The following is a 15,147-nucleotide window of genomic DNA, read 5'->3' as shown; positions in this document are numbered from 1 at the left end:
ACGTCATGAACAAATTTTAATCTTTCTCACAGGTGGCTGTGATCCGAATCACTAAGAATAGGGTTATAGGCTGCCGTGTTGCGATTTGGATCACTAAGTTTGCAAGCTTACGCCCTCTACGCCCTACCCCCTCCTCCTTGTAGGGAGGACAAATGGGAGGATGTTTATTCACAGAGGGAAATGCACGATGTATGGCAGATGAATTACTAAAAGACGTGAGAATTTCTTAATGAAACCTACTCAACAGAAACAATTTGACAAGAAGTCGTTCCAAGAAAGCGTAAAGAAACATCTATCTGTGACTTACGCTCACACGGTTGAAAATGCAGATAGCCGCGCATGGTACCTAGCAATGGGTCGTGCATTGGCTGAGTTTACGACTTGTGATTTGCTTGCTACTGAAGCAGACGCTCGCATCCAAGAAGCGAAAAGTGTTAACTACCTTTCACTAGAATTCCTTATCGGTCGTTTGACTGGTAACAACCTAATCAGCATGGGTCTTTACGAAGAGATCACTGAAGCGATGGCTGAGCTAGGTCACAACCTAACAGACCTTCTAGAAGAAGAGCGCGACCCATCACTGGGTAACGGTGGTCTAGGTCGTCTAGCTGCATGTTTCATGGATTCATGTGCGGCTCAAGAATTCCCAACAGTAGGTTACGGCCTACACTACGAATACGGTCTATTTAAGCAGTCGTTTAAAGATGGTCGTCAACAAGAAGCACCAGACGCATGGCGTGGTGTAGAAGGTTACCCTTGGGAAGTGGCTCGTCCAGAGCTAGCGCAAGAAATCGGCTTCTACGGTCACGTTGAAGTGGTAAACGAAAACGGTAAAGAAGTTCGTAAATGGGTTCCTGGCATGTCTGTAAAAGCAATGCCTTGGGATCTGCCTATCGTAGGTTACGAATCAGATACTGTTTACCCTCTACGTCTTTGGGAATGTCAGGCAATTGCACCGTTCTCGCTAGAAAGCTTTAACAACGGTGATTACTTCGAAGCTCAGCACGCACTGATCGACGCAGGCAACATCACTAAAGTGCTTTACCCGAACGATAACCACGAGAAAGGTAAAACACTGCGTCTAATGCAACAGTACTTCCACTCTGCAGCATCTGTACGCGACATCCTACGTCGCCACGAAGCAGCAGGCTACTCGCTAGCGGATCTACCGAAGCAAGAGACTATCCAGCTGAACGATACGCACCCAACGATTGCTATTCCTGAGCTAATGCGCATCCTAGTGGACGAGAAAGGTCTGACTTGGGAAGCGGCTTGGGAAATCAGTTCTCAGACTTTCGCGTACACTAACCATACGCTACTTCCTGAAGCACTAGAGACATGGCCAGAGTCGCTAATCCAGCGTCTACTTCCACGTCACATGGAAATCATTTTTGAAATCAACCACCGCTTCCTACAAGAAGTTCGTAAGATGTGGCCTGGTGACGGTGAGAAGCAAGCTAAGCTTTCTATCATCCAAGAAGGTTTCAACCGCATGGTTCGCATGGCAAACCTATGTGTAATCGGTTCTTACGCAGTTAACGGCGTAGCAGCACTTCACTCTGAGTTGGTTAAGAAAGACCTATTCCCAGAGTTCCACGAGATGTACCCAACTCGTCTACATAACGTAACAAACGGTATCACGCCACGTCGTTGGTTGAAGTTCTGTAACCCAGGTCTATCTAAGCTAATTACCGACAAGATCGGTCCTGAATGGCCAGCAAAACTTGAGCAACTAGAAGGTATCGCTAAGTACGCAACAGACGCGAAATTCCAAAAAGAGTTCATGGCTGTTAAGAAAGAAAACAAACAGCGTCTTGCTGATTGGGTTCTAGATAACATGGGTATCGAACTAGATACTAACGCTATCTTCGACGTTCAAATCAAGCGTCTACACGAGTACAAGCGTCAGCACCTAGATCTGCTACACATTCTGTCTCTATACCACCGCATCCTAAACGAACCTGGTTTCGAGTGTGAGCCACGCGTATGTTTCTTCGCTGCGAAAGCCGCTCCAGGTTACCACCTAGCGAAAGAAATTATGTTCGCAGTGAACAAGGTTGCAGAGAAGATCAACAACGATCCACGCATCGGCAACAAACTGAAAGTGGTCTTCATCCCTGACTACCGCGTGAGCATGGCTGAAATCATCATCCCTGCGGCAGACGTTTCACAACAAATCTCTCTAGCAGGTAAAGAAGCATCTGGTACAGGTAACATGAAGATGGCTCTTAACGGTGCCCTAACTATCGGTACGATGGATGGTGCTAACGTTGAGATTCGCGAAGAAGTGGGCGACGAGAACATCTACATCTTCGGTCTTGATGTTGAAGGCGTGAAAGCGGTTAAAGCCGCTGGCTACAACCCTTACGACTACTACAATGCTGACCACTTACTAAAAGCGTCTCTAGACCTACTAACAGGTGATGAGTTTACGCCAGGTCAACCAGGTCTACTACGCGCTACATTCGATAGCCTACTAGATGGCGGTGATCCGTACCTATGTCTTGCTGACTTCGCATCTTATGTGAAAGCGCATGAAGAAATGGGCAAACAATACAAAGACCAAGCTGGCTGGGCTAAGAAAGCCATTCTTAACACTGCCCTAGTTGGCAAGTTCACATCAGACCGCTCAATTCGTGACTATGTGAACAACATCTGGAAACTTGAAGCAGTGAAACGCTAAAAGAACCCAGTTAAGACCAAGGTAGCCGAGCGCTACCTTTGGTCATTTTCAAGAATTAGTTATTGATAACAATAAAACCCTACATGGAAGGTGTCGGTATTACCTTCGGAGAAAGCGATGAAAGAACAAACAGCATTAAAGAAAGTCGCAGACATGGCGCGATTAGCTGATAGCTACGTCAGCGCGTGGGGAGACGAGGCAAAAGTTTCTGAGGAGACACTACGCCGCTTGCTCACTTCACTTGGCTACGATACTAGCAGCGATGAGAAGCTATTGGCTTCTGCTGAGAAAAAACATAAGAAAGACGTACTAGCCCCTGTTCTTGTTTTACGCGACGGCGACCCAGTCGAAGTGGAACTAAACCTAGGTACGAGTGCTCGTGAGAGTGAATTTAGCTGGCGTTTAGAAACAGAACAAGGAGAGGTACTTGAAGGCTATCTTCAGTCGCAAATTGTTCGTGATGAACGAGCTGAGGGTGGCCCTCTAGTGTTTGCATTGCCAAAGAATTTGGCATGGGGTTACCACAAACTGATCATCAGCCGTAAACGCCGTAAGACACCTTACGAAATGTCGCTGATCATCACACCGAAAGCGTGTTTCAAACAAGAAGATCTAAACCAGCATAAAAAGCTATGGGGTCCAAGCATTCAGCTATACACACTGCGTACTCAGCACAACTGGGGTATCGGTGACTTTGGTGACCTTAAGCAGTTGGTCAGTGATATCGCCTCTCGTGGCGGTGACTTCATTGGTTTGAACCCAATTCATTCATTGTTCCCAGCGAACCCTGAAGGTGCGAGCCCATACAGCCCGTCTTCTCGTCGTTGGCTGAACATCATGTACATCGACGTAAGCTCTGTGCCTGAATTTGCACTAAGTGCAGAAGCACAACAACGCGTTGGCAGCGCTGAGTTCCAACAGCGTCTGCAAAAAGCTCGTGAAGCACACTGGGTGAACTACACAGAGGTTTCTGAGCTTAAGATGAACATTCTTCCGCTGCTATTTAGCGAGTTCAAAGCACGTCATCTAGACAAGAACACTGATCGTGCGCGCGCGTTCCTAGAGTTTGTAGAACTTGGCGGTGAGAGCCTACTTCACCAAGCGGCATTTGATGCTCTGCATGGTGAATTACACGCTGAAGATTCAAGTGTTTGGGGCTGGCCGGTATTCCCTGAGAAATTCCGTACGTTTGATGCTGCGGCAACTCAGAAGTACATCAAAGACAACTCTGACCGCGTTCACCTGTACATGTACCTACAGTGGATTGCAGACGATCAGATCAAAGAAGCACAGGCTCTTGCAGAAGAAAAAGGCATGGCGGTTGGTCTATACCGAGACCTTGCTGTTGGTGTTGCAGATTCAGGCAGCGAGACTTGGGCTGATGATGGCAACCTAGTACTGGATGCAAGCATCGGTGCGCCACCAGATATCCTTGGTCCTCTGGGTCAAAACTGGGGTCTGCCTCCGCTAAACCCACAAGTGTTGGAAGCGACAGGCTACGACGCGTACATCAAGTTGCTACGTGCAAACATGAAGCATTGTGGCGCACTGCGTATTGACCACGTTCTTGGTCTGCTTCGCCTTTGGTGGATTCCAAAAGGTGAGAAGGCGACAGAAGGTGCATACCTGTACTACCCAGTTGAAGATATGCTAGCAATCCTAGCGCTAGAATCTCATCGTCATCAGTGTTCTGTAATCGGTGAAGATTTGGGTACCGTGCCTGATGAAATCGTTGATATCCTTCGTGACGCAGGTGTTCACTCATACAAAGTATTCTTCTTCGAAACATCAAAAGACGACGGCGGCTTCATTTCTCCGAAGCATTACGCTGAGCAGTCTATGGCGGCATTGTGTACGCACGATATGCCAACCCTACGTGGCTTCTGGCACTGTGATGACTTGAAGATGGGTCGAGAGATCGGTCTGTACCCAGACGAGCAACAACTGGAAGGTCTGTTTGATGACCGTTTGAAGTGCAAACAAGGCATCCTAGACAGTGTTCGTTGGCATGGTTACCTACCAGAAGGTATCGGTCATGATGCGCAGTACGTACCAATGGATGGTTACCTAAGTGAAGCATTGCAACTGCATGTGGCTGCGGGTGACTCAGCACTACTAAGTGTTCAGCTTGAAGACTGGCTAGAAATGGACCAACCGGTAAACATTCCAGGTACTGTTGACGAGTATCCAAACTGGCGTCGTAAACTATCGATGAACCTTGACGAAATCTTCAGCCGTGAAGACGTTAACCGTATTTCTAAGCGCCTCACTGAAGTGCGTGCGAAAGCGAGCAAATAAGGTGGAATGGGTGATGTAGGAGTTCGCGAATTTAATTGCGCTGAGGTACGAAAGTACAGCCTAGGTCACTCATTAAATCGGCACAATCCGTTAGGATAAAGTACCGTTATTATGCCCGCAACAATAGCGGGCATTTTTGTTTTTTGACGCTATTTTATTCATCTCTTGGATAGAGTGCGGTTTTTTATAATTGTGTGAATTCACAACGTTTGGCTGAGGAAATCCGATGTTCAAAAACCATAAGGAGAATATCGGTGCTAGGGAGAAAGATTTGAAAACCAAGGTAAAGAAAAAATACGAACGCGCCTATGAATTACTAGCTGAGGCGGCTTACTCAGACCCATTTGCGTCACTTGGTCCATTCATCGATGATGGCGAAGGATCGTTACGAATTTGGATGCCGGGTGCAGACAAAGTTGAATTGGTTGTCAGCGGTGAACCTCGTGTTGAGTTAGAACGCGAAGGCGAGAGCGGCTTCATCTTGAAAGAGAAGCGTGACCTGCACCTAACTCACTACCAACTTGCTGTGGATTGGGATGGCGTGGAACAGCTCATTGACGACCCTTACCAGTACCACAACATTTATCAAGAATACGAGCACCTGCACACGCCAAAAGACATGTACCGCTACATGGGATCGCAGTTTGTGACCATCGAACGCGGTGGTGAAAATATCTCTGGTGTGCGCTTCCTTGTTTACGCCCCTCATGCTTCTGCAATCAGCTTAGTGGGCAGCTTCAACCAGTGGGATGGTCGTCGCCATCCAATGCAACGTCTCGACTACGGTATCTGGGGCTTGTTTATTCCTGGTTTGGAAGAGGGCGTACAATACAAATTCGAACTCAAAGGTCCAAATGGGGAAGGGCTCCCTCATAAGCAAGACCCTTGGGGCTTCTACTCTGAACAATACCCATCATTCGCGTCGATCACTTACGATCACAACCGTTACCAATGGCAAGATGCAAAATGGCAAAATCGTCCCGTCACACAGAAACGTGATGAAGCTTTATCTTTCTACGAACTGCATGCGGGTTCTTGGAAGCGTAACGCAGATGGGGATTTCCTAAATTACCGTGAACTCGCGGCTGAGTTAGTGCCTTACCTTGTGGATATGGGCTACACCCACGTTGAGCTGATGCCAGTTTCAGAACACCCGTTCTTTGGCTCTTGGGGTTACCAACCTGTAGGGTTGTTTGCGCCGACGAGTCGCTACGGCTCTCCAGATGATTTCAAGTTCTTCGTTGATGTGTGTCACCAAGCGGGTCTTGGTGTAGTACTGGATTGGGTTCCAGCACACTTCCCATCGGATGATCATGGCTTAGCGAACTTTGATGGCACACCACTGTTCCACGATCCAGATCCTCGCCGCGGTTGGCACCAAGACTGGAACTCTTACATCTACGATCTAGGTCGTGAGCATGTGCGCCGTTTCCTTGTGTCTAACGCGCTGTACTGGTTTGAGCAATTCCATATTGATGGTATCCGTGTGGACGCTGTTGCGTCGATGCTCTACCTAGACTACTCACGCAGTCACGATCAGTGGATTCCAAATGTGGACGGCGGCAACGAGAACTACGATGCGATCGCAACGTTGAAGTGGATGAACGAAGAAGTGTACAAGCACTTCCCGAATGCAATGACCATTGCAGAAGAATCGACCGCATTCCCAGGTGTATCCGCGCCGACCTTTATGGGCGGTTTAGGCTTCGGCTTTAAGTGGAACATGGGTTGGATGCACGACAGTCTTTCTTACATCCAAGAAGATCCTATTCATCGCAAATACCACCACAATACCATCACGTTCCCGCTTGTTTACGCACACAGCGAGAACTACGTACTGTCGCTGTCTCATGATGAGGTGGTGTACGGCAAGGGCTCGATCCACAACAAGATGCCAGGTGATGAGTGGCAACAAACCGCGAACCTACGTGCTTACTACGGCTACATGTATGGTCAACCGGGTAAGAAGCTAAACTTCATGGGTGCAGAGCTTGGTCAAACCGCAGAATGGAACCACGATGACCAGCTACAGTGGTTCTTGCTGGAGTTTGGTCGCCACCAAGGTGTGCAAGCACTGATTCGCGACTTGAACCACTTGTACCGTGACGAAGCGGCGATGCACGATCAAGATTGTGTGCCTGCTGGTTTTGAATGGCGTCTGCAAGATGAAGCGGAAGCAAGTATCCTTGCGCACGAACGTATTAGCCAAGATGGCGAACGTGTATTGGTGATCAGTAACTTCACACCAGTGCCTCATGAGCGTTTCCGTTTGGGTGTGCCGATGGAAGGCAAGTACGAACTTCTGTTGAATACTGACGACGCGAAATACGACGGTAGCGGCTTTGAGGTACTAAGCAGCGTCGAAACGCAAGAAGTAGAAAGCGAGTCGTTACCTCAATCTCTTGAGCTGCGTTTACCACCTCTATCGACAGTATTCTATAAACTGACGAAATAACTTTCATTAATCAAACAGTAAGCCCGGTTTACATTGTAAATTGGGCTTTTTTTAACCAATTTTTGACCTTGTAAACTTGTTGTTCTACCTTGAATCAGGCAACCTTCGCTCCCATTTACTTGAACACCCACACGTGTAAAAGTGGCGTATTCCTTACTCTGGCTAGGCAAATAAAGCATGCTGAAAAGACTGAAGTCGTTTCTATTCAAAATTTCATTGGTTTTGTTACTGACTCCCGTTTTGCTGGTGGGCTTCGTCAAATACGTGAATCCGCCTCTATGGGGATGGAAGATCAGCCGCATGATCTCGCCACCAGAAGGCTATCCAGAGAGTAGTCAGCAAGAGTGGGTACCGCTGTCTCAGATTTCAAAAAATATCCAACTTGCGGTGATGGCTACGGAAGATCAGAAATTTCCTCATCACTATGGGGTGGATTTTGATTCACTGTTTTCTGTTATCTCACAAGCCGGCGAGAACGGACCTTCTCGTGGTGCAAGTACGATTACTCAGCAAACTGCAAAGAACGTATTTCTGTTCCCTTCACACTCTTATGTGCGCAAAGCGTACGAGCTCTACTTTGCTCTTTTAATGGAGGCAATGTGGAGTAAAGAACGCATCCTTGAAGTGTATTTGAATGTCGTGGAGTTTGGTCCCGGTATTTACGGTATCGAAGCTGCAGCACAAAACTATTACGGCATTCGGGCTAGCCAACTGACCCAATGGCAAGCGGCGAGGTTAGCGGTGGTTCTGCCGAATCCTTACAAGATCAAAGTGTATCCGCACACTAATTACACTCAACATCGCACCAATTGGGCTCTGACCCAAATGCGCAATATTGGCAACGTCGAGTTATAAGTTTCTCTTTTCCTTAACTATCTTGTGTCCGTAAATAGAACTACGCCCCGATAAAGGCAAAATGTGAAGCGTCACAAGCTTTAGGGCGTAGCCTTATAGAATGATGTGCTCAGTTTTTCATCCATTTACTATTAGTGTGAATAAAACTACAACACGAATACTGCGTCTATGCGCAACCAATGGACTGAACGATGAAACTGAATCTGATTACGACTACCTTATTGCTTGCATCGGCAAGTGCCATCGCCGAGCCAAACATCACCATATCTACCACGACCAACAGCCGTGACTTTCCTTTAAGTGCAGAGCAGCCTTTGGTTGTGCCATTAACCAAAGACGGCTATACGCTTAAAATCACTGGCGTTGAAGGCGATTGCGTTGCGCCCGATGGTCAGAAAGTTAAATTCAACAAACCGATCGCGCTGAATTGTGGAAAGCCAACGGAATTGCCGTTAAAAATCCGTTTTACTGGCGATTACTCTTTCGCTTTTGATGCGGAAGCGAAAACACTGCGCTTCAAGCGTGAACCTAAGAAAGCTGCCAAGACAGAATTCAAACGCCCAATCCCACAAGTGCAATGTGAGGTTTACCAAGGTGGCGAAGTCACCATCGCGTTAGGTGACAGTTTCCCAGATGGCACCAAGTTGCGTGATGCTTACACTGGGCAAATGGTTGAAGTAAAAGATCAGCAAGTATCGCTGACGCCAAGCAAAGACTCCGGCGGTTTGGTGCTACTAGAGCCAGCGAAGAAAACCAAAGAAGCAGTGCCGTTTGATTATCGTAATGCCAACATTTACTTCGTGATGGTCGACCGTTTCAACAACGCCGATACGAGCAATGACAATAGCTATGGGCGCAAGAAAGACGGCAAAGAAGAGATCGGTACCTTCCACGGCGGTGATCTAAAAGGCGTGATCGAGAAACTGGATTACATCAAGAGCCTAGGTACAGATGCTATTTGGTTATCGCCAATCGTTGAGCAAGTACACGGCTTTGTGGGTGGCGGCGATAGCGGCTCATTCCCGTTCTATGCTTACCACGGTTACTGGACGCGTGATTTCACCAAGATTGATGAGAACTTTGGTAACGAAGATGACCTTAAAGTGCTGGTGGAAGAGGCGCATAAGCGTGGTCTCAAAGTCTTGATGGACGCGGTAATCAACCACACTGGCTACTCAACGTTAGCCGATTTGCAATTTGACGGTATTGAGGTGTTAAAGCCAAACGCTGACCTACCGAAGAAGTGGGGGGATTGGCAACCAAAAGCGGGCGAAAATTGGCATAGCTACCACCAGAATATTGATTACCAGAGTCCAAACTGGGCGAAATGGTGGGGCGGTGATTGGGTAAGAACCGGTTTGCCGGGCTACCCTGCACCGGGCAGCAGCGATATCACTATGTCATTGGCGGGTTTACCTGACTTTATCACTGAATCAGACAAAGCCGTGAAGCCAGCGCAATGGCTATTGGATAACCCGGGCACACGTGTAGAAGTGCGTGACAATTACACCGTTTCCGATTACTTGATTGAGTGGCAAACTGATTGGGTGAAACGCTTTGGCATTGATGGTTACCGTGTTGATACGGTGAAGCATGTTGAAGGTGATGTGTGGAAGCGCTTGAAAGAAGAAGCATCAAGCAGTCTAGAGCAGTGGCGCAAAGAGAACGGAAAATCGGGTCAGCCATTTTGGATGATGGGTGAAGTATGGGGGCATACCGCTTATCGCAGCCCTTACTTTGACGATGGCTTTGATGCGTTGATTAACTTCGACATGCAGAAGAAATTAGATAAAGGCGCGGCGTGTTTCAGCCAAATGGCAGACACCTACCAAAGTTACGCAGACACAATCGCCAACGAGAAAGACTTCAACCCAGTGAGCTACATGTCTTCTCACGATACCGAGTTGTTCTTCTCTCGCTTCAAAGACTATGGCATGCAGCGTAACGCCGCGAATGCACTGCTTCTAAGCCCTGGTGCTGTTCAGGTTTACTACGGTGACGAAGTGGGTCGTAACATTGGTCCTTACGCGGATGATTTCCACCAAGGCACACGCTCTGACATGGTATGGAAGCTATCTGATGAGAAGCAAGCGCTGCTCAAACACTGGCAAACTCTAGGTCAGTTCCGTAAAGCGCATCCAGCGATTGGGGCGGGTCAGCATCAAGTGATTGAACAAGAAGGCGCGTACGTGTTCTCTCGTTCACTTGGCAATGACAAAGTCGTTGTGGCGTTTGTGGGGCGCGATAAGTAACCAAACGTTCTTTATTTCGATAAATAAAAAGCCCTTCTTTGAGATATCAGGGAAGGGCTTTGTTGTTTTTGATGGTTACTTACTATTTCAATAGCTATCGATTTCGATAGTTATTTCTTTAGCTCTTGGTCGATAACTTTCTCAAGCTCTTCGAAAGGCACATAACCCGGAATGACTTGGTCATTAATGATGATCGCTGGTGTGCCTCGTAGACCTAAGCGAGTGAAGTACTCGTAGTTTTTATCCAACAATGCTTTGGTCTCTTTGTCGTCGACAAGCTGTGCTTCTGTGCCGGTCTTCTTAGCGATTTTTTGTAGTGAACTTGCATCATGTGGACCCGGCTTCTTCACCAACAAGTCGTGCACTTCTTTGTACTTGTCATGTTGGTTCTGCCAAACGTTCAATGCGTAACTTGCCGAGTTGTAACCGTTCTTTTCGTACTGTTCTTTGAACGATACAGTCATGTTCAGCACTTTTACCTGTGGGTATTCTTTCTCTACCTTCACCAACTCTCCTTCAAGGCGTTTACAGAAAGGACAGCTGTAATCGGTCACGTTGATGATCGTCAGCTCTGGATTCTCTGCACCGAAGTAAGAGTGCTTGCCGTCATTCAAATACGCACGTGCTTCATCCAATGTCGCGTTGAAGGTCTTTTGATAAGCGACATAATCTTGCAGATTCTGATGTAGTGCGTCGAGGATCTGCGGGTTTTCTTTCAGCAGTTGAGTAATTTCTTGCAGCTTCTCTTCTGACGTTTTTTCTGCTGCGTGTGAAAATAGCGGAACAAGTGCGATAACCACAGTTAATAGTGTGCGAGTGAATTTCATGATTTTTCCTAAAACTCTTTTTCTTCGCGTTTCTTGTGCGAAGTGATTAAAAATAAAACAATTGATTTGGGGGTGAATAGCAATCGGGTTTTATTCTCTAAACACACATAGCTTGAGGTGCACCCGATATTTGTCGGGTATCGGTTCAGTATGATGGCGGAAAGCATTGCGCTCGCTGCCACTGATAGACAGCAAGACAAACGCAAATAGGAATAAGGGCACAATGAAGCTGTCGAGATGGTTTTGTGAAACCTGAATCAGTTTTTCAGACAATTCACACTGCTTAGTCAGTCCTTTTTCGCTCTTTTGCTGTTGCCCAGTGGCATGCTCAGTCGTCACTTGATCGCCAATGAGAGGACAAGATTGAAAGAGACCTACATTTTTACTTAAACAGATCACGACAACCCAAGCCACAAGGGCGAGTGTCCATCGAGCGATGTTGGATTGTGATCGAAGCAAAAGGCAAACCCTGAGTAAGTCTCTAAGTAATGACCGCACCACCCTAAATTAAATTGCACAGAAAATTTGTTAGTTTTCGGTCAAGAAATCTTAAATAAGCAACAAATCATGAAGCACGTCTAGAATGTGGCTAATAGCAAACTTGTTCCAAACTTTAACTTGCTTTGTTAATGGATTGAACTTGCTGATTCTCAGATAAATCTACCTTATCTTGGTCATAAATATTTATTATCTTTTAAATGTGATTCAAATCATAAAATAAAACTTCATAACTAAGCAGCATGGCTGTTCGGTAAATGGATTGATTTTGATCATCTCTCTAGCACGTCGTTCAGGGGATCATCTATGCGTTCTGTTCCACATATATAGGTGAATTTATGACAAGCCCTGTTCATGCTGAACGCAAGGTGACGATCGGGTGTTACATTGCACTCGCGTTTGCGGTTGTGTTCTTTTCTGGTCTGATGCAATCCAACGAATGGTACGGTGTATTCGACTTTACAACGCTTAATGGTTCTTTCGGTAAAGTCGCTTACGGCGTGACGGAAGGTGCAGATGGCGCAGTACAAGCTGCGACCACATCTTTCCGTGGTACTGGTGGTAGCGGTGCTCGTGACGGTTTCATTTTTGCGCTTACTTTGATTCCAACCGTTATGTTCGCGTTAGGTATGATCAACGTACTTGAGCACTACGGTGCACTTGAAGCCGCTCGTAAGCTTCTTACTCCTCTTCTACGTCCTCTAATGGGCATCCCTGGTAACTCTGGTCTGGCTCTGATTGCTTCTCTACAAAGTACCGATGCAGGTGCGGCTATGACGCGTCAACTAAAAGATGAAGGTCACCTAACTAAGCGTGAAACGGACGTATTTACCATGTTCCAGTTCACTGCGGGTGCAACCATCGTGAACTTCTTCTCATCGGGTGCGGTATTGTTCACGTTGACGATGGCTGACGGCTCTCTAGCAGTAACTTCTTCTATTGGTTTGGCGGTTGTGGTGATGTTCGCGTTTAAGATCATTGGTGCGAACCTGTTCCGTATCTACCTAAACATGACGGAAGGTAAAGAAGACAAGCAAGACCAAAACAAATCAGAGAACCTAAAAGAGGAGACGGCATAATGGGTGACGTTAAAGCGAAAAAACCAATGGTGACGGATATCTTCGTCGAAGGTGCTAAGAAAGGTTGGGTGATTGCGACTACCTCTACGGTGCCTAACGTATTGATGGCGTTCGTTATCATCAAAGCGCTACAAATCACTGGTGCGCTGGATCTGATGGGCACTGTGTTCTCTCCAATCATGGCAGTGTTTGGTCTTCCGGGTGAAGCAGCAGCGGTATTGATCGGGGCTTGGATGTCGATGGGCGGCGCGGTTGGCGTAGTGATTACACTGTTTGACCAAGGCATCCTGAACGGCACGCACATTGCGATTCTTGCGCCTGCTATCTACCTAATGGGCTCTCAAGTTCAGTACATGGGTCGTATCATGGGCCCAATTGGTACTGAAGGTCGTTACATCCCAGTTATGATTGCAATCTCAGTATTGAACGCATTTGGCGCAATGCTAGTGATGAATCTGTTTGTCTAGGAGTGAGTCATGCAATTCTCTCTAAATGAATATCTAGAAGAGCTACGTCCGCTAATCAATGTGGATTGTGGCACTTACACCACTGATGGTATCGAATTCATCGCTTCTCAATTTGAAGAGAAGTACCAAGCAATGTCAGGTTGGAGCGTAAAACGCATCGACTGTGGCAGAGCAGGCGTTGGTCTTGAAGTTCGAAACAAGCCTGAAGCTGCTCACATTGATGTGATGCTGATTGGTCACATGGATACCGTGTTCCCTGTGGGTACTGCTGAGCTTCGTCCAATGTCTCAAGATGCAGAGAAAGCGTACGGTCCAGGTGTGTCTGACATGAAATCTGGTTTGCTTAACATCGTATACGCGATGCGCAATCTAGACCAAGCGGTGTTGGATACGTTATCTATCGCTATCTGCATGAACCCAGATGAAGAGACAGGCTCTTTGGATTCTGTGGATTGGATTCAATCAGTTGCGAAAAACGTAAAGAATGTTCTGGTTGCAGAAGCGGCACGTGCAGACGGCGGTTTAGTGAAAGCGCGCAAAGGCATGGCTCGCTACAAAATGACCTTTAATGGCGTTGCTGCTCACGCAGGTAACGAGCCAGAAAACGGTCGCAGCGCAATCACTGAGATGGCGAATTGGATTTTGGCTGTCAATGCAATGACCAACTTTGAATCTGGTACCACGTTGAACGTCGGTATTGTCTCTGGTGGTAACGGTGCGAACATAGTTCCGGAACATGCTGAAGCGATCGTGGATGTGCGTTTCTGGAGCAACGAAGAATACGATGATGTCGATAGCAAGCTAAATGGCATGCTGGAAACACCATTCGTTGATGGCGTGAGCATTGAGTTGGTTCGTGAAGCATTTAAGCCTTCTATGGTGCCAAGCCCCCAAACAGAAAGCTTAATGACATTAGTTGAAGAAGCGGCAAGTGAACTGGTTATCGACATCAACTGGAAAGAAGTGGGTGGCGGCTCTGATGCAAATAACACGGCGATTCTTGGTGTTCCAACTTTGGATGGTCTAGGACCTATCGGTGCGGGCTTCCACAGTGACCAAGAGTACTTGTTGCTTGAGTCTATCGAACCACGTATCAAAATGTTGATGCGTGTATTGGAGAAGATTGCTCAATAAGGCATTCTGCTTCTAAAGCTTGGTTTTCAAAGCTGTTGGTTTCAAAACCAGCTGATTTCCAAGACTTTTTGTCTCCAAAGCAATAATCCCCGGACTTCGGTTTGGGGATTTTTTTATCTAGCCAATTGGCTTCCTTTCTTCATTATCATTACTCGCTATTAATCCTACGTTCAGGTTCATCGTCTTAATATCTATGCCACAGTCATAAGTTTAGGAGGCACGATGACCACAAGCATGTCTGTAAATTCGGCGTCCGATGACGTCTTAGACCAAACGATGCAAGCACCAGATGAGAAAACCTTCTGGCGTAAAATGAAAAATTCCGTCAAGAAAGCAGGCGAAGAGATTGCTGTTATGGGCATCAAATCATGGCTTGCGATGGCAGATTCCAATACCTCTGTTCGCCACAAAGCTATCTTAGGTGGCGCACTGGCTTATTTCGTCCTGCCAACAGATATGGTACCAGACGTACTAGCAGGTGTCGGCTTTACCGATGACATGGCTGCACTTACCCTAGCGGCGAACTCGGTCGGCAATGCCATCACCGACGAGCATGAAGAGCAAGCGAGAGAAAAGCTGAGTTTGATGTCAGATTAAGT

Annotated in this window: 11 protein-coding genes; 9 read left to right on the top strand and 2 right to left on the bottom strand. The window is 47.0% G+C overall.

Annotation, left to right across the window (positions count from 1 at the left end; all coding sequences use genetic code 11):
* The first annotated feature begins 229 nt into the window (after window positions 1-229).
* From ABMY42_RS13165 to ABMY42_RS13145, 5 genes are all read left to right on the top strand, one after another.
* The gene (locus tag ABMY42_RS13165) at window positions 230-2,683 is read left to right on the top strand and encodes a glycogen/starch/alpha-glucan phosphorylase (protein ID WP_005447423.1); all 2,454 of its coding nucleotides are present in this window, start codon (window positions 230-232) and stop codon (window positions 2,681-2,683) included.
* A gap of 117 nt (window positions 2,684-2,800) precedes the next feature.
* Window positions 2,801-4,981, top strand: a complete 2,181-nt coding sequence (malQ, locus tag ABMY42_RS13160) for a 4-alpha-glucanotransferase (protein ID WP_005447424.1) — start codon at window positions 2,801-2,803, stop codon at window positions 4,979-4,981.
* Window positions 4,982-5,207: 226 nt separating this feature from the next.
* Window positions 5,208-7,436 carry a 1,4-alpha-glucan branching protein GlgB gene (gene glgB / locus ABMY42_RS13155; RefSeq protein ID WP_349266401.1) on the top strand — a complete coding sequence of 743 codons (2,229 nt, stop codon included), beginning with the start codon at window positions 5,208-5,210 and terminating at the stop codon, window positions 7,434-7,436.
* A 177-nt stretch (window positions 7,437-7,613) separates the two neighbouring features.
* Window positions 7,614-8,291: a monofunctional biosynthetic peptidoglycan transglycosylase gene (gene mtgA / locus ABMY42_RS13150; RefSeq protein WP_349266400.1), complete on the top strand. Its 678-nt coding sequence runs from the start codon at window positions 7,614-7,616 to the stop codon at window positions 8,289-8,291.
* A gap of 191 nt (window positions 8,292-8,482) precedes the next feature.
* A complete protein-coding gene (locus ABMY42_RS13145; RefSeq protein ID WP_349266399.1) occupies window positions 8,483-10,543 on the top strand; it encodes an alpha-amylase in 2,061 nt (686 codons plus the stop codon).
* A 110-nt stretch (window positions 10,544-10,653) separates the two neighbouring features.
* Here the strand turns inward: ABMY42_RS13145 and ABMY42_RS13140 are convergent, their stop codons facing one another.
* The gene (locus ABMY42_RS13140) at window positions 10,654-11,370 is read right to left on the bottom strand and encodes a DsbA family protein (RefSeq protein ID WP_005447441.1); all 717 of its coding nucleotides are present in this window, start codon (window positions 11,368-11,370) and stop codon (window positions 10,654-10,656) included.
* Between the two features lie 90 nt (window positions 11,371-11,460).
* Window positions 11,461-11,784: a hypothetical protein gene (locus ABMY42_RS13135; RefSeq protein ID WP_005447443.1), complete on the bottom strand. Its 324-nt coding sequence runs from the start codon at window positions 11,782-11,784 to the stop codon at window positions 11,461-11,463.
* 422 nt (window positions 11,785-12,206) lie between these two features.
* Here ABMY42_RS13135 and ABMY42_RS13130 point away from each other — a divergent pair, with 422 nt between their 5' ends.
* The 4 genes from ABMY42_RS13130 (at window position 12,207) to ABMY42_RS13115 (ending at window position 15,145) form a co-directional block, all read left to right on the top strand.
* On the top strand, window positions 12,207-12,947 hold the full coding sequence (locus tag ABMY42_RS13130; protein WP_005437881.1) for a nucleoside recognition domain-containing protein: 741 nt from the start codon (window positions 12,207-12,209) through the stop codon (window positions 12,945-12,947).
* Window positions 12,947-13,414 carry a YjiG family protein gene (locus ABMY42_RS13125; protein ID WP_005374849.1) on the top strand — a complete coding sequence of 156 codons (468 nt, stop codon included), beginning with the start codon at window positions 12,947-12,949 and terminating at the stop codon, window positions 13,412-13,414. Before ABMY42_RS13130 ends, ABMY42_RS13125 begins: the two co-directional genes overlap by 1 nt.
* A gap of 9 nt (window positions 13,415-13,423) precedes the next feature.
* A complete protein-coding gene (locus ABMY42_RS13120) occupies window positions 13,424-14,548 on the top strand; it encodes a M20 family metallopeptidase (RefSeq protein WP_349266398.1) in 1,125 nt (374 codons plus the stop codon).
* 222 nt (window positions 14,549-14,770) lie between these two features.
* Window positions 14,771-15,145, top strand: coding sequence for a YkvA family protein (locus ABMY42_RS13115; protein WP_005447445.1), 375 nt, complete (start codon window positions 14,771-14,773; stop codon window positions 15,143-15,145).
* Window positions 15,146-15,147 lie beyond the last annotated feature (2 nt).

The sequence above is a fragment of the Vibrio sp. SSH13-20 genome, from assembly GCF_040104475.1.
Lineage (GTDB): Bacteria > Pseudomonadota > Gammaproteobacteria > Enterobacterales > Vibrionaceae > Vibrio > Vibrio harveyi.
This window is presented reverse-complemented; position numbering and strand designations above follow the sequence as displayed.